This is a genomic window from Roseiflexus castenholzii DSM 13941 (assembly GCF_000017805.1).
Classification (GTDB): Bacteria; Chloroflexota; Chloroflexia; order Chloroflexales; family Roseiflexaceae; genus Roseiflexus; species Roseiflexus castenholzii.
In genome coordinates, this window is record NC_009767.1 from 3,899,169 (window position 1) to 3,913,687 (window position 14,519).

At 59.7% G+C, this 14,519-nt stretch carries 16 protein-coding genes; 8 read left to right on the forward strand and 8 right to left on the reverse strand.

What is annotated here, in order from left to right:
* The first annotated feature begins 112 nt into the window (after nt 1-112).
* Nucleotides 113-811, forward strand: a complete 699-nt coding sequence (rsmI, locus tag RCAS_RS15500; RefSeq protein ID WP_012121484.1) for a 16S rRNA (cytidine(1402)-2'-O)-methyltransferase — start codon at nt 113-115, stop codon at nt 809-811.
* Between the two features lie 142 nt (nt 812-953).
* Nucleotides 954-1,631 (forward strand): hypothetical protein, encoded by a 678-nt coding sequence (locus RCAS_RS15505; RefSeq protein WP_012121485.1) that lies wholly within the window; start codon nt 954-956, stop codon nt 1,629-1,631.
* Between the two features lie 3 nt (nt 1,632-1,634).
* On the opposite strand, the gene RCAS_RS15510 is transcribed toward RCAS_RS15505, so the two are convergent.
* The 8 genes from RCAS_RS15510 to RCAS_RS26540 all read right to left on the reverse strand — a co-directional run bounded on the left by RCAS_RS15510 (nt 1,635) and on the right by RCAS_RS26540 (nt 9,737).
* The gene (locus RCAS_RS15510; protein ID WP_012121486.1) at nt 1,635-3,044 is read right to left on the reverse strand and encodes an aspartate kinase; all 1,410 of its coding nucleotides are present in this window, start codon (nt 3,042-3,044) and stop codon (nt 1,635-1,637) included.
* 159 nt (nt 3,045-3,203) lie between these two features.
* Nucleotides 3,204-4,133, reverse strand: a complete 930-nt coding sequence (locus RCAS_RS15515) for a methylenetetrahydrofolate reductase (protein WP_012121487.1) — start codon at nt 4,131-4,133, stop codon at nt 3,204-3,206.
* 21 nt (nt 4,134-4,154) lie between these two features.
* The gene (locus RCAS_RS15520; RefSeq protein ID WP_012121488.1) at nt 4,155-4,970 is read right to left on the reverse strand and encodes a universal stress protein; all 816 of its coding nucleotides are present in this window, start codon (nt 4,968-4,970) and stop codon (nt 4,155-4,157) included.
* A gap of 2 nt (nt 4,971-4,972) precedes the next feature.
* Nucleotides 4,973-6,088 (reverse strand): hypothetical protein, encoded by a 1,116-nt coding sequence (locus RCAS_RS15525; protein ID WP_041330913.1) that lies wholly within the window; start codon nt 6,086-6,088, stop codon nt 4,973-4,975.
* The gene (locus RCAS_RS15530; protein ID WP_012121490.1) at nt 6,085-6,990 is read right to left on the reverse strand and encodes an MBL fold metallo-hydrolase; all 906 of its coding nucleotides are present in this window, start codon (nt 6,988-6,990) and stop codon (nt 6,085-6,087) included. The genes RCAS_RS15525 and RCAS_RS15530 overlap by 4 nt, the downstream gene beginning before the upstream one ends.
* 80 nt (nt 6,991-7,070) lie before the next feature.
* Nucleotides 7,071-7,412 carry a hypothetical protein gene (locus RCAS_RS15535; RefSeq protein ID WP_012121491.1) on the reverse strand — a complete coding sequence of 114 codons (342 nt, stop codon included), beginning with the start codon at nt 7,410-7,412 and terminating at the stop codon, nt 7,071-7,073.
* Nucleotides 7,413-7,513: 101 nt separating this feature from the next.
* Nucleotides 7,514-9,292: a methionine--tRNA ligase gene (gene metG / locus RCAS_RS15540; protein ID WP_012121492.1), complete on the reverse strand. Its 1,779-nt coding sequence runs from the start codon at nt 9,290-9,292 to the stop codon at nt 7,514-7,516.
* Nucleotides 9,293-9,563: 271 nt separating this feature from the next.
* A complete protein-coding gene (locus RCAS_RS26540; RefSeq protein WP_198135943.1) occupies nt 9,564-9,737 on the reverse strand; it encodes a type II toxin-antitoxin system YoeB family toxin in 174 nt (57 codons plus the stop codon).
* A 986-nt stretch (nt 9,738-10,723) separates the two neighbouring features.
* Between RCAS_RS26540 and RCAS_RS25280 the strand changes: the two genes are divergently transcribed.
* From RCAS_RS25280 to RCAS_RS15565, 6 genes are all read left to right on the forward strand, one after another.
* A complete protein-coding gene (locus tag RCAS_RS25280; protein ID WP_157042668.1) occupies nt 10,724-10,921 on the forward strand; it encodes a hypothetical protein in 198 nt (65 codons plus the stop codon).
* A gap of 178 nt (nt 10,922-11,099) precedes the next feature.
* Entirely contained in the window at nt 11,100-11,576 is a 477-nt protein-coding gene (locus tag RCAS_RS15545) for a hypothetical protein (protein WP_012121493.1), read from the forward strand.
* Entirely contained in the window at nt 11,563-11,991 is a 429-nt protein-coding gene (gene mntA, locus RCAS_RS15550) for a type VII toxin-antitoxin system MntA family adenylyltransferase antitoxin (RefSeq protein ID WP_012121494.1), read from the forward strand. Before RCAS_RS15545 ends, mntA begins: the two co-directional genes overlap by 14 nt.
* Nucleotides 11,984-12,379: a type VII toxin-antitoxin system HepT family RNase toxin gene (hepT, locus tag RCAS_RS15555; protein ID WP_012121495.1), complete on the forward strand. Its 396-nt coding sequence runs from the start codon at nt 11,984-11,986 to the stop codon at nt 12,377-12,379. Before mntA ends, hepT begins: the two co-directional genes overlap by 8 nt.
* A 431-nt stretch (nt 12,380-12,810) precedes the next feature.
* Nucleotides 12,811-13,344 carry a cupin domain-containing protein gene (locus RCAS_RS15560; RefSeq protein WP_198135944.1) on the forward strand — a complete coding sequence of 178 codons (534 nt, stop codon included), beginning with the start codon at nt 12,811-12,813 and terminating at the stop codon, nt 13,342-13,344.
* Nucleotides 13,345-14,517, forward strand: a complete 1,173-nt coding sequence (locus tag RCAS_RS15565; protein WP_012121497.1) for an ABC transporter permease — start codon at nt 13,345-13,347, stop codon at nt 14,515-14,517. It begins immediately after the preceding gene.
* Nucleotides 14,518-14,519: the final 2 nt, after the last annotated feature.

Genomic DNA, 14,519 nt, shown 5'->3' on the forward strand with positions numbered 1-14,519 from the left:
GCCTGATAGTATCGCATTGTAACACAGGAACCGGATCGCGCGATAATCATATGTGCATCAACGAACGCACACTGTTCGACACGACCAATGATTGTCGGGTACAATATCGCCGATGCTGTACGTTGTCGCCACTCCAATCGGCAACCTGAGCGATATCTCGTTGCGGGCGCTGGAAACACTGCGTCTGGCGGATGTGATTGCGTGCGAAGATACGCGCAAAAGCGGCATTCTGCTTCAACACTACGACATTCACAAACCGCTGATTTCATTTCATGAGCACAACGAACGCGAAGCAGGCGAGCGTCTGATGGGACTGTTGCGCCAGGGAAAGGCTGTGGCGCTGATCAGCGACGCCGGCACTCCTGGCATCGCCGATCCGGGGTTCACCCTGGTACGCAGTGCCATCGCTGAAGGCATTGATGTGACCATGATCCCCGGTCCGACGGCGTTAATCATGGCGCTCGTCCTTTCCGGACTGCCGCTCCACAGTTTCACATTTCGCGGCTTCCCACCGCGCAAACCCGGTCCGCGCCGGCGGTTCCTCGAAATTGACCGTGACTCGCCACATACGCTCATCTTCTATGAAAGCCCCTACCGCATCGTGGCGCTCGTGCAGGATGCGCTGGCAGTCTACGGCGACCGACCGGCTGCCCTGGCAAACGATCTGACCAAAAAGTTCGAACACGTCGAGCGCGGGACGCTCGCGCACCTGCTCACCTACCTGGCATCGGCGCGGGTTCAGGGTGAATATGTGCTGGTCGTCGCCGGCGCCACTGCACGCACGGCACATCAGGAAGACGTAGACACCTGATGCTGATCGTGCTACACTACCCCTGCTCATCTTTTCTTCGGCAAGGATGACCCCAACAGTCGCCGTAGGGCGCAGACAGGAGCGCCGGTGGGATAGGGTCAACACACAGGTTCACCTGCTCCACAGCGTTGCGGAGGCGTGCATGCAATCAGTCTTACTGCGCCGGTTCACGCTTGCCGGGTTGATGCTGGTCGGCATCGCATCTGGCGCCTGTACAAACCCGTTTACCGCACGACCATCGCCAACCGGTGACGCATCGATTCTGGCAGTGGTGACAGCATATCCGGCGCCGGTTATAACCATTGCGCCATCTGCAACTCCTCCTGCTACCGTTGCACCTACCGTGCCGCCGCCGGCCATGCGCCCCACGCTGGCACCCGGCGCTGAGTCGCTGGTTGGTCCGGAATGGACGATTGCCTATAGCGGCGATCTGAATGCCGATGGACGCGCAGATGTGGTCGCATACAAACCGGCAAGTGTCACACCCGGTCCAACCTTCAACCGTCCTGGATACACCGCATACATTGGCAGTGTCAGCGAAGCAGTGATCGTTCAGGCAGACGCCGCAGGGCGACCGCAGACGCTGGTCAGTCTAAGCCGCTCTGGTATCGTGATCGGTCCGCGCATGGCGGTCCGTTTCCCGCCGTCGAATGAAGCGTGGAACAACCCTGTGGCGATCATGCTCCTGATCGAAACGACCCAACCGCCGGTCATTGCGGCATTGCCGATCAACAGCAGCGGTGAACCGTACACACAGGCAGCAGGAGTGCGCTGGAATCGCAGGAGCGCGGCATACGAAGTCATCACGGGCGGCAAGTGACACTTACCCCATCATCAGATCGCGGTGCAGTGCGCGCACCACGCTGCCCATCTCTTCTTCCGGGACGATAAAGGAGAGGTGGTGCGAGGCATTGCCGTGAACCATTGCCAGCACCGTTGCCTGAACGCGCGCCAGCGACGCCAGTGCGCGCGGCGCAAGGTACGCGCTTCCCGGCGCGCTGAGCACCGCAACCAGCGCCACCGGCGAGCGCAGGCTGATCGTGCGCAGCGCCTGGTTTTCCCGCTCCGGCAGCAGGCACGTTTCGATCCGTTCATAGGCATATTCAACATCAGCGGTACGTACTGCCAGAAGCAAGCTTCGTTCGCTAAAACTCTGGGCAAACGTAAGCACCTCGATCCCGCAGTTCGTCAATTCTGCGAGCACCCGCACCGCCAGTTCCGGCGCCCAACCGAGCTCCGCCGCAGCCAGCGGACTCATAGCGATCTCGATGAGGCTGATCGCAGGCGCCGAGATAATGGTCCGCGCCGTATCGGAGGAGATGCAAGGTTCAGCGACCACCCGGGTGCCAGGCATATCGGGTTGCGCCAGATTGCGAATGTGCAACGGAATATTGCGGTGAGCGAGGGGCGTGAGCGTGCGCGGGTGGAGCACCTCAGCGCCGAGCGTCGCAATCTCGGCGGCTTCGAGGTACGACAATTCCGGCAAGGTGCGCGCTTCGGGCGCCAATTTCGGATCTGCCGTCAGAATACCGGCCACATCGGTCCAGAGCACCACTTCATCGGCATCGAGCGCTGCTGCAATCAAAGTTGCCGAGTAATCGCCGCCGCCACGCCCCAGAGTTGTGGTCAGGTGCTGGCGAGTAGCGCCGATGTAGCCGGTCACGACCGGAACGATGCGCGACTGCGCCAGCGGCAGCAGGCGCGCGCGCGCCCGTTTGGCCGTTTCTTCGGGCAGCGGGCGGGCGTTGCCAAAATGATCGTCGGTGACAATCAACTCAGCGCCATCGATCAACTGCGCTGCAACACCGGCGCGTCGGAGCGCCACCGCCAGCAAGAGACCAATGAAACGCTCGCCAATCGCAGCAATGGCGTCGCTACTGCGCGGCGAATGTTCTCCCAGCGTTGCAAGGGCGCGCACGATCCGGTCGAACGACTTGAGCAAATCCGCCCAGGACTGATAGAGCGTCTCACGTTCCCATTCATCGGCAACCAGGCGTTCGGCAAGGGTGCGATGGCGCTGCCACAAAGCACGGCGCGCCTGTTCGGCAGTAGCGAGGTTACCGCGCGCCGCGGCGCGCGCCGCGCCGATTAACAGATTCGTCACCTCCGGCATAGCGGTGCAGACGACAATGAGCGCCTGACCTTCATCGACGGCATGGCGAACGACACGCACCAGATCGTTGATCCGGCTTGCATCACTTACGGCGGCTGCACCGAATTTCATCACGACCATAGGCGCTTTCATTCCTGATCGGGATTATACCAATTCCCTGTGACCATCCGGCATGGTCACCTCGAGCAGCGCGAGGGGTCGTGCGCGACCCGCGCAGATTCCTCGCTGCGTTTACCCTGAGCGAAGCGAAGGGCTCGGAATGACACGCATGCGGCATCTTCAATCGTCATTGGGATTATCCGGCGGCAAGGGAGGGCGCGGCAGCAACCCGGCGCGCTCGACCACCTGTGGAATAGCTTTTGTCCATCCGACCGACATGACATGAACACCGCGCACCCCTTCGATGGCAAGCAGCTCGCGGGTAAGTTCGGCAGCGATGGCAATCCCTTCTTCTTCGGGGTGATCGGCGCGCTCCATCCGCTCGATAACCCATTCGGGCACGCGCGACCCGGGCAGATGATCGCGCAGAAAGCGCGCCGACTGCGCCGATTTCACCACCATGATGCCTGCAAGAATGTACGCTTTCTGGTGCAGTCCGGCGGCGCGAGCATCCGCCATCCATTGCCGGAAGCGATCAAGATCAAACAGAATCTGCGTCTGAATGAACTCGGCGCCGAACTGAATCTTGCGTTCAAGACGGGCAACGCGCTCGATATTCGGATTGGCGACGCCGCCAAGAAAGAAGCGGGGCGGCTCGGTCAGCGCGACACCCGATTGAAACTTTCCTTCATCACGCATGGTGCGCAGCATTTTGAGCAACTGGAACGAGTTGAGGTCCAGCACATTCTTGGCATCGGGATGATCGCCAATCTTGGGGTGATCGCCGGTCATTGCCAGGAAATTGGTGATGCCGCATGCGGCGCCGCTCAACACATCCGCCTGAAGTGCAATCCGGTTGCGATGCTGGCACGTCATCTGGACAATCGGCTCCAACCCGAGTTGACGAATAATAATACCGGCGCCGAGCGCCGACATGCGCCCCAGCCCGCGCTGGTTATCCGTCAGATTGATTGCATCTACGGCATCACGCAGACCAAGCGCCAGTCGTTCGACCGTCGCACGGGATGCACCGCGTGGCGGTGCAATCTCACCGGTGACAACGATCTGCCCTGCCTGGAGCCGTCGCTGAAATTCGCTGAAACTTCTCATAGTGATTATTGTAACAAATACTCAATCGTGCGGGATACGCCGGGCGACCAGCACCGTGCGCGGGCAGCGATCAAGGAGATCGCCCGTCAAATCTTCGAGCAGCACACGATCAAGCGGTCCAGCGGCATGATGGGTTCCAAGCGCAAGGATGTCGTAATCGCCTTCGTGCAATTCCTCCAGAATCTGGTCCAGCACCAGACCGAATCGCACCCGAAGAGCAACATCGATGCCCTGTGCACGCAGCCAGGCGGCAGCCTGGCGCAGCGTCGCCGCTTCCGGCGTGTCGCCGGACAGAAAGGCGGCTTCATCGGATGCCAGCGGCGCCAGCGCCTCGAAGACCACCGGTTGTTGCGAGACCACATGCAAGAGCGTGACCGATGCTCCCAGCGGTGTTGCTATCAGCGCGGCATGCCTGGCAGTAGCGAAGGTATGCTGGTCGCCGCCGCTGGCAAGCAAGATACGCCTGACCGGTCGCACCGGTCCGCTGACGCGCAGGACCGCCGACCGCAGCCGACGTGTTAGCGTATCGCTGCGACGGAGCGGCAGCAGGCGTTCCAGCGGGCGCTGAAATCGACCGAAGATCACCAGATCATACACAGATTCATCGGCAACCATCAGAATCGCTTCCTGCGGTGAACCTTCCACCACCCGGCGCTTAACGGCCACATCAGGCGGAAGGTGCAGGCGCACCACTGCATCATCAAGCAATTCCATGTTGCGTATGCCGCCGCCGGTCACTAGCGTCACCGATGTCGCAATCTGACCGACGAACTGAGCGGCGGTAGCGAGCGCTTCATCGCGCCAGGGACCCGGACCGGCGTAGATCAGCAGGTTCATAGTCAGAACATGAGCAACATGACAGGCACGATGAACATGACCGCCAGAAAGATTGCCAGGGTTTTTCGATTACGCACAATGGCATCTTGCAGACGCAGAATTGATCGCTGAAACACGTCGTAGCCAAACAACAAAACAATCAACGACAGCAGCGCCACACTCACCATTTCTACCAGCACAATCGTGAACGCTGCGGCGCCGCCGACGATCAACGCCGCCACCAGCGTGTCGATAAAGGTCGTAATATTCGCCCCCATAATATACGGCAACGTATTCTCGCGCCGCACCAGACCACGCACCGACAGCGGCACCAGGATCGAGAGCGAGACTGACACCGACATGGTGACCGAAGTAACCGCCATGCCGAGCGCAAACATGACCATAGGGCGATACACCAACCGTCCAATGCGACCAAACGCATTCGACCCGGCATCCATCTGCGGCAGCGCACGATCAAGCAGGGCAAACGCTGCCAGCAGCGCGACGATGCCGGCGCCGAACTGCACCCATCCCGGTGCACCGAGCGCATTGATAGCACTTAAAATTGGCTCGTACAGCCAGTCGAGCGCCGACATCAGCGGCCCTTCCGCTTCTGCATCGATTGTCTGCACGATACCTGATGACAATGCCCAGCAGCCCAGCGCCATCGCCGGCAGGTAGATCGCAGCAGTTGTGATCAACGCCTGCACGCCAATCGCCACGCTCGCTGCACGCCGATACCCACGTATATAGTAGAGAAACCCGACAACCAGCACGATCAACGAGGCGCCAAGACGCGACCCTGTGATCATGGTAAATGTTTGCAGCGCATCGAGGGTTCCTGCGGCAAAGAAGGTCACGGCAATCGCCGCTACCGGCGAGCCGCTGAGAAACATGTACGCCAGCAACCAGCCAAATCCAAGCGCACTGACCGGACTGGTGACGCTGAAGAACATGACCATCGCCCGTCCATATTCGCGTGCGCCTTCCTTGAGCAGATCGAGCGCCAGAATAAAGATCAGGAGGCCGATCACCGCAGATGTACTCCGCAGCAACCAACCGGGAACCAATGATACGCTACGAACCTCAGCCGACGCCTCTGTCGCTGCCTGAACTTTGACAACCTCATCGTCGTTCATGACGTGTTGCGCCACACTGCGCCCTGGTCGGTTACGCTCAGCGTTGCGTCGCCATGTATCTCGAGGTACGCAAGGTGTGCCGCCACCGCTGAGACAAAAATCGCATACTGAGGCAACCCGGCAATGGTCAGTCCCAGCGCCTTCTGAACCCGACGCGCCACCGCAAAGGTATCACCAGGTTCGGCGAGTGCATCACCCACAGCAGACAGCGCGCGTTCAACAGCATCGCGGTTCGCGCGCAGCGTCGCCTCCAGATCGCTGCGCAGCGTCAACTCACCATGACCGGGAAGGAAGAACCGCTCACCTCGCGCCGCCAACCGTTCGAGCGACGCGATCTGCGCAGCGACATCGTGCGCATATGGAATGCCGTGCTTCGCCAGCACGTCAGGTCCAAAAAACCCATCAGCCGCAAAACAGACGCCGTCGAACGCCACGCCAATCTGCCCCAGGCTATGCCCCGATAATGCGATGATCTCCAGCGTTACTCCAGCAATGTCCACCTCGTTGCTGTCGATCAGGTGATCAACCGGAACGCCCTTTGCCATCAGCCATTTGGTGCGGAGCGCGGCTGGCGGGCTGGCGCCAAGCGCCAGGTAGATCGGTTCGAGAAGCGGATTTTCAATGAAGGGCGCTTCAAGCCGTGGCGCATATACGGCAACATCAGGAAGATTGCGCACCAGATAATCGTTGCCGCCGATATGATCGGCGTGGTGATGGGTGCTGATGATCGCCCGCAGCCGAAGACCTGCTTCCTCGAGCGCGCGCCGCAGCATGCGACCGGTATCTTTGTCGAGACCGGTATCGACCGCGATCGCGCCTCCGTCGCCGGTCAGAATGATGCCCAGATTGTTGGCGCCCGGAATATACGCAGTATGAGTGGTGATTGACTGTAATAATGGCATGAATATGCCGCCTTTCGTCCGCTGCCGGTAGAAGAGAGGCAACCCGCCTGCCCACGGGCGCGCCCACGGCGTACCCCTGCCTAACCCCCATCCTGCCGTTCACGCCGTTTTTTGAACTCTTCGATCATTTTTGCCGCCGACTCCTGACCGCGCCGCATTTCGCCCGCGCGCGCGCCCATCAGGAGCGATGCCACGGCGTACAGCAGAAGCGCCACAGCGAGGATGCCCAGTACAATCTGAATGATGCCGAAATCGGCGCCGGTCGCCAGCGCCAGATTGAGTGCCGCAAACGCGAGAAATGCCGTCGCCCCCAGCGTGTAGGCGCGGCGTGTCATTGGACGACCAACCGTAGTGCGCGCCTGATATGCCAGAATGCCTGCGAAGATGAGCGCGACGATCAGACGAAGGACCCACTCATTCATGCGTGCTCTTCTCCTCTGGAACGACTGTCCCAATCTGTGACGCCCGATCTCCTCTTCACCACTCCATCTTCGCATCAATCTCTATCGTGAGCGTGCTCCTTTCACAAACGCACTTTTGCGCGCAAACGCGCAAGTTCCTCAGCGATAATCGCCTCGTCCAGTTTCTGAAAGAGCGGCGTCGGCGGTTGGATCGGTTGTCCTGGCGGCAGCACACTGATCCTCCAGGCGCCGGCGCTGGCGCGGTAGTCGCCGGTGAGCACGAGGCGTGGCAATCCATCTGGCGCAGTCGTTTCTTCGACGTGCGGTTGCGGTGCGATGGTTCCGGTGTAGCCGAGCAATTCGTGCAAGCGCTGGCTGCTAAACGGTAAAAATGGGCAGAACAGCACCTTGAGCGTATCGACCGTGCGCAGCGCCACAAACAACACCGTGGCAGCGCGTTCTTGATCATGCCTGACGAGTTTCCACGGCTCTTGCTCGCTGAGATACTGGTTCGCCGTCTGCGCCAGCGCCATAGCCTCGCTCAGCGCCGCACGTAATTTGACCCCATCGAGCAGCGCTGTGACGCTCTCGAATGTCTGCTGGGTCGCAGCAATCAACTGACGATCAGCGTCGGTCAACTCACCGGGTTGCGGAACGGCGCCAAAATTGCGATGGGTAATGCTGAGCACCCGGTTTGCCAGATTGCCCCATGTCGCTACCAGTTCACTGTTGACCCGCTGCACGAAATCTGCCCAACTCCAATTGCTGTCGCGTGTCTCCGGTCCGTTGGCAATCAGGTAGTAGCGAATGGCATCGGGTTGATACCGATCTTCAATCTCCGGCGCCCAAAGCGCCCAGTTGCGACTGGTGCTCATCTTGTCGCCTTCGAGATTGAGAAACTCGTTGGCCGGCACATCATAGGGCAGCGCCAGGTTGCCATAGCCGATCAGCATTGCGGGCCAGATAATCGTATGGAAAGGGATATTGTCCTTTCCGATGAAATAGTACGAACGCGCCGGAGCTGAGCCATCGGGCAGACAAACCCACCAGTCCTTCCAGGCATCCGGTGCGCCGGTGCGCTCCGCCCATTCGACCGACGCCGAGTAATAGCCGATGACGGCATCGAACCAGACGTAGATGCGCTTGTCTTTGAACGCCGGATCATCGACCGGCACCGGCACGCCCCACTCCAGGTCGCGGGTGATGGCGCGCCCACGCAACCCTTCGCGCAGCCAGTTCTGGGTGAAAAGCAGCGTATTCGCGCGCCAGTAACTCCGGTCAACACTCTCGATCCAGGCGCGCAGTTGTGGTTCGAGTTTCGCCAGGTCAAGGAAGAAGTGCTCGGTCTCACGGAAGGTGACCGGCGCACCATCGAGCACCGAACGCGGCGCAATAAGGTCCTGCGGATCATGCAGATGCCCGCAACTATCGCATTGATCGCCGCGCGCACGCGGATACCCGCAATTCGGGCAGGTTCCCTCTACAAAGCGGTCCGGCAGGAAGCGTCCCAGCGTTTCGGAATAGGAGCCGACCATTGTTTCTTTATAGAGGTAGCCATTTTCCAGCAACCGCAGGAACATATCGGTCGTCACGCGGTAGTGGTTGTCGGTATAGGTCTGCGTGAACAGATCGAACGAAATGCCAAGCGCCTGAAAGGTCTTGAGAAAGGTCGGATGGTAGCGCCGGATGACGTCCTGCGGCGTGATGCCTTCGCGTTCGGCAGCAATCGTGATCGGCGTGCCATGGCAGTCGGAACCGGAAACCATCAGGGTCCGATGTCCGCGCAGGCGATGGTAGCGCGCAAAGACATCGGCAGGCAAATAGGCGCCCGCGATATGACCGACGTGAAATGGACCGTTGGCGTAGGGCCAGGCAACTGCGACCAGAATGGTGTCGGGCATAGAGGACCTCTAACTTTCTATGCTCTGTGCAAGAATAGGCGAAATCCGACGAATATGCAACCCTCAATACAAAAGCCGTGGGCGCTTTTGCCACCCACGGCCCGCATTCGTCAATACCGATTTGGCTTACTCCGGCGACATGCAGACCGCAGACGACGCCATATGCATTCCCAGAACGCGCATTGCGTCGGTTGTGTGCATGTCTCGCGGAGTATGCATGGGTTTCAACAGGTTACGATGAGCAAATACGTGTGGCAGGAGTATAGCACGTCTAGCAGAGAAGAGTCAATTGATGGAGTGGGAGCGCGCTCGAATGCATTCGATCCGAATCCTCAGTGATGACGTAAACCAGACGATATTCTTGCGTGATCCGCCGCGACCATACATCTGCACCCAGATACTTGAGCGATTCTGGCTGGTCAATACCCTGGAAAGGATTGTGCATAACGGCTTCGATCAATGACTTCACTGCAACAAGCGGTAACCACGAAGGTCACAAAGGAACACAAAGGACCTGCGCTTCATGGTTCTTCCCCTTCGTGCGCTTCGTGTCCCTGGTAGTTAAGCCTTTGTGCAGCGGACTCATCAATGTCATGCTCATGCGCGGTCAGTCGTATCGTACTGCCAGGGCGCTGCGGGCTGAAGCCCTCGCTGAGAACGTGCAAGCCCCGCTGGGGCTGCTGATGTCAGCGCGCAGCCGGGGCGCTCTGGGCGCTGCGGGCTGAAGCCCTCGCTGAGAACGTGCAAGCCCCGCTGGGGCTGCTGATGTCAGCGCGCAGCCGGGGCGCTCCGGGCGCTGCGGGCTGAAGCCCTCGCTGAGAACGTGCAAGCCCCGCTGGGGCTGCTGATGTCAGCGCGCAGCCGGGGCGCTCCGGGCGCTGCGGGCTGAAGCCCTCGCTGAGAACGTGCAAGCCCCGCTGGGGCTGCTGATGTCAGCGCGCAGCCGGGGCGCTCCGGGCGCTGCGGGCTGAAGCCCTCGCTGAGAACGTGCAAGCCCCGCTGGGGCTGCTGATGTCAGCGCGCAGCCGGGGCGCTCCGGGCGCTGCGGGCTGAAGCCCTCGCTGAGAACGTGCAAGCCCCGCTGGGGCTGCTGATGTCAGCGCGCAGCCGGGGCGCTCCGGGCGCTGCGGGCTGAAGCCCTCGCTGAGAACGTGCAAGCCCCGCTGGGGCTGCTGATGTCAGGGCGAAGTGATGCGCGTCTGCGACACTGCTGGGGCGCGTTGACCGTCGCGCCTTGCGAACCGGGCACTCGAACATCTTGTCTGACTGACCGCAAGTTAGTATGAGCAAGGATTTGCAGAATATTACAAACCGATAGGCTGGCACGGGATCGTTGAGCAGGAGGAAACGATGCCGCACGAGGTCGCCAAACTGACTGTAGCGCCGATCTGAACGGCATCTACAACGACAACCTGACAGCGGGGGTCCGATATGCACTACCTCGTCGCCACCAACACCGTCCTGGGCTGCAAAGCGGCCGAAGTGATCCGCCAATTCCCCCGAAAGCATGGGCTGAGTGTCGATGTCTACGTGCCCGAAAAGATATCCACCGGCGAGTCCAGCATCGTTCTCCGGCGGCATGAAGGCGCTTATTCGCCGGTGCGAGGAGACTCTCCCCGGCTATCGTGAACCGCATTATCTTCAACCTGACAGCGGCATTAGCTTGCTGGGTTATCCCAACACTATGGGAATGTTCTACGCTGATAATGGTGTGCATCGTTGAGACCGGTTCACAACTCGTGTCTATTCCACGATTACCATGGCAAGTGGATATGACCGTCTTGCGGAACACAGCGTGGAGCTAGCGATGATGGCTGAAGTCCACATTGTTCCGCAAACGCAAGTGGCTCCCATTCCTGATGGCTTGCTCGACACCGACAAACGGGGCAATGCTTGCCTCTCAGATGAGGTCCAACTTATTTGGAACTGCGCGCAGCACGAACTGCTGAGCGAGGAACTTCTGCCATTTCCGCGCCTGCAATACGCCGAGCAGTTTCGCCGTGATTTCCGCGATTCCAGCAACGACGCGCGAGTCCAACTTCAGGAAAAACCGGCAAAGGCGGCCGGATTGCTCGAAGACCGCAATGGCAACACTGCCGCGCTTAAGCAAGATAGCGATCTCAAGTACGACATCTATACCGATAAGAAGACGCCTGATGGCCAGCTCATCGGTCATTTGGCCGTCGGGTCAGTTATACGGCCGAACATGGCGTTTTGCGCCTGCGCCGCTACGGTGGACATTCCATTCACAACAATCCCTGAGGCTGCCTATGATCGCAATTGAAAAAGTTCGCGACCTGCTCGCTGCTCACGATGCCATCGAGTTTGCCCTCCTATTCGGTTCCTTTGCGCGGGGAAAGCCGAAACCGTGGAGCGATGTGGATATTGCAATTTTTGTCGAGCGGCCCCTTGACCTCTTGGAGATCGGGCAGCTTACGGCAACGCTCGAGTGCAGCCTCGGTCGGACAGTGGATGTGCTTATCTTGAACACGGCGCTCGAACACCATCCTGCCCTCGCCTACAACGTCATTGCCGAAGGCTGCTTGCTGTTCTGTCGCCGACGGGAAGCCTTTGTAGATTGTAAAACCAAAATTATTTTGCGCTATCTCGATACGGCGTTCCTGCGGTCAATGGTTGCACGCGCCTTTGAAGAGCGTCTGAACACCGGTCGCTTCGGCGCAGGAGAGACCCATGCGTGAACGATTGTTGCGCCTCGAAGTGAATGTGCGCGAGCTGGCGCGTTTTCGCCAGATGTACACAAGTGAGGACGTGCGGCGTGAGCCTCATTTGGAATGGGCGTTGCGGTATGGACTGCTGGAAGCCATTCAAATCGTCATCGATCTCAGTTGTCATATCGCCAGTGAGAAAAGTCTGGGCGCGCCGGCGACGTATGCCGAATGTGTAGACCTGTTAAGCCGCGCCGGATTATTGAGCGGTGATGTGGCGAAGGCGGTGTCGGGGATGGTCGGCTTGCGTAACATTCTCGTCCAAGAATACATTTCTGTAGACCTCAATCGTTTATACAATCTGCTTGACCGTCTAGATGACTTCCGCACGTTTGCCGAACAAATTCGGCCCTATGTGTAGTCGAGGGAACGTATGGGCGTCCACCATCTCATGGGTTGAGGCCGCTCTCCCGACGTTGTTATCGGGCCGCCGATCTATCTGGCGCACATGTGTAGGCGCTGGTGCTGTTCACGATCTGCGAGAGAGTCGGTGACTGACGGCTTTCACGGTTGACAGACACTGCCGTGCCTTCGACTTCCCGGTGAGATTTCCGTGTAGACGCTTAACAATCCCTTGATGACAAATAAAGTGCAACATGGTAGCATTATTGTCGTTGACACTATGCAGCATCGTTGCTTATGCATTTTGCCAGACATCTCGAGCGCCTCAGAACCACCCTCCCAGAGAGCGCAACCCTCTATGTTTTCAGTCCGGATGGGATTGTCTATGCCGTGAGCAGAGATTGCGTCCGGCGCCTGGATCCGACCCGACGCGCCGAAGATTGCGCCGACATGCTGCGCTTCATCGATAACGGGCAGTACACCCGGTATCTGATCGGTTCTGCCGCCACCTCAGATGAGAATCCAGCGAATGCCACCTATAAACTGGGGTTTGTGCGCCCACACAGCGCCTTCACCCCGCATGCCCATGGCGCTGAACATTTTGTGCTGAGCATGGGGTATGCGTCGTGTGGGTTGTACGATCACGAACGCGAAACGGTCGCTCACGTGCGGTTGATCCCCGGCTCATTGCTCCACATTCCGGCGCTGATGCCGCATTCGTTCAACAACCGCGCCGACAGTCCGCTCCCGCTCGTCATTGCCAACACCGGCATGGGCATTGACCACGACGATTACGCGATTACAGCAGAGATAGCGGAAGAACGCGCGCGCAGCGGCGATGAAGCGGCAGCGCGGCTGGTAACGGCACTGCGGCAACTCGAAGCAGAAATGGCGGTTGACCGAGTCCACATCGAGGTATCGCTGCGCGAACGTCTGGCGCTCCTGCTGCGCCGGCTCGCAGGCATACTGGAAGGAGGCGCCTGAATGAAATGCCCGCATTGTCTTGCTGAACTGAAATACCGCGAACGCCGCGATAAAAAGTGCCCGCAGTGCCGGAAACAATTCGCCCTGGAGCCGCGCGAAAATGCGCTCAAAATGAGCGACCTCCGGCTGCGCGGACTCGCCGAACGTCTGAGTCATCAAGGAACATATCGCTACACACCGACGCAATTGGCGCACTTCGCCATCCGACGCGAACTGGAACCTGCGCTCAAAAATGGGTGGGTGTGGAAAGAACCGTCCACGTTGGTGGCTGCGATTCTATTTGGCGCGGTTTTCTTGATCGGTATGTCGTGCATATTATTTGTCGTGGCCGAGACTCGTTCGCTTTCGGCGGCTATGACCGCCATTCTTTTCGGCCTTGTTTTCGGACTGGCGGCGGCGGGTATCTATTACTGGACGGCTCGATCATCAAACCCCTACCGACGTCTGTTGCCGGTGCTGGAGACGTTTGCGACGACCTACGTCTCCCCCTGGACGAGTGTGCATGGACCGCTGCCTGGGCAAACAACCGATCAGGAAATTGCGGCGTTGCGCCGGGTTCCGTTGCATCCTTCACGGGTGCGCGCCGTGCTGGCATCGCCGGTTGCCGCAGTGCTCGACTGCCTGCGGATAAATGGTCTGTCGGAGCGCCTTGGTCTGGCGCTGCTTCCCACCGATGGACCATACCTGGAAGCCGATGAACGCACTCTTGCACTTCTGCGCCAGAATCCGCGTCTGCCGCTACTCCTGATCCACGACGCCAGTGTAGCCGGATGTTTGCTACCGGCGCTGTTGCCGGGCAAATGGGGTCTGGCGCCCAATCATCGTGTCATCGATCTGGGATTGCGCCCGCGCCACGTGAAGCAGCGGCGTTTGCCGTGGAAACGTGAACAGACGCCGCAGGAACTGATCGATCTGCTCGAACGCCGGGCGCAGACGCCGGGCGGACCGGGTCTGGACAAGGACGAACTTGAGTGGCTGCGCCAGGGTTTTGTGACCTCAGCACTCTTCATTCCGCCAGCCCAATTGGTCGATGTTGTGACGAAGGCTGTGGAGCGGCTGGCGCCCGCGCCGGTTGCCGCTCCACCACGCACATCGGCGCAGTCTGTTGACCCGGAGGCGCAGGCGCAGGCGACGGCGCGCGCCGTTGGGTTTATGACCTGGCCTCAGAGGTGAGG

Excerpts from the sequence above, each read along its gene's own strand:
- RCAS_RS15530 (WP_012121490.1), bottom strand. The coding sequence starts at position 6,990 with ATGCCATTATTACAGTCAATCACCACTCATACTGCGTATATTCCGGGC.
- RCAS_RS15515 (WP_012121487.1), bottom strand. The coding sequence starts at position 4,133 with ATGAGAAGTTTCAGCGAATTTCAGCGACGGCTCCAGGCAGGGCAGATC.
- RCAS_RS26540 (WP_198135943.1), bottom strand. The coding sequence starts at position 9,737 with ATGCACAATCCTTTCCAGGGTATTGACCAGCCAGAATCGCTCAAGTAT.
- RCAS_RS25280 (WP_157042668.1), top strand. The coding sequence starts at position 10,724 with ATGCACTACCTCGTCGCCACCAACACCGTCCTGGGCTGCAAAGCGGCC.
- rsmI (WP_012121484.1), top strand. The coding sequence starts at position 113 with ATGCTGTACGTTGTCGCCACTCCAATCGGCAACCTGAGCGATATCTCG.
- RCAS_RS15505 (WP_012121485.1), top strand. The coding sequence starts at position 954 with ATGCAATCAGTCTTACTGCGCCGGTTCACGCTTGCCGGGTTGATGCTG.
- RCAS_RS15510 (WP_012121486.1), bottom strand. The coding sequence starts at position 3,044 with ATGGTCGTGATGAAATTCGGTGCAGCCGCCGTAAGTGATGCAAGCCGG.
- hepT (WP_012121495.1), top strand. The coding sequence starts at position 11,984 with ATGCGTGAACGATTGTTGCGCCTCGAAGTGAATGTGCGCGAGCTGGCG.
- RCAS_RS15520 (WP_012121488.1), bottom strand. The coding sequence starts at position 4,970 with ATGAACCTGCTGATCTACGCCGGTCCGGGTCCCTGGCGCGATGAAGCG.
- metG (WP_012121492.1), bottom strand. The coding sequence starts at position 9,292 with ATGCCCGACACCATTCTGGTCGCAGTTGCCTGGCCCTACGCCAACGGT.
- mntA (WP_012121494.1), top strand. The coding sequence starts at position 11,563 with ATGATCGCAATTGAAAAAGTTCGCGACCTGCTCGCTGCTCACGATGCC.
- RCAS_RS15545 (WP_012121493.1), top strand. The coding sequence starts at position 11,100 with ATGATGGCTGAAGTCCACATTGTTCCGCAAACGCAAGTGGCTCCCATT.
- RCAS_RS15525 (WP_041330913.1), bottom strand. The coding sequence starts at position 6,088 with ATGAACGACGATGAGGTTGTCAAAGTTCAGGCAGCGACAGAGGCGTCG.
- RCAS_RS15565 (WP_012121497.1), top strand. The coding sequence starts at position 13,345 with ATGAAATGCCCGCATTGTCTTGCTGAACTGAAATACCGCGAACGCCGC.
- RCAS_RS15560 (WP_198135944.1), top strand. The coding sequence starts at position 12,811 with ATGCTGCGCTTCATCGATAACGGGCAGTACACCCGGTATCTGATCGGT.
- RCAS_RS15535 (WP_012121491.1), bottom strand. The coding sequence starts at position 7,412 with ATGAATGAGTGGGTCCTTCGTCTGATCGTCGCGCTCATCTTCGCAGGC.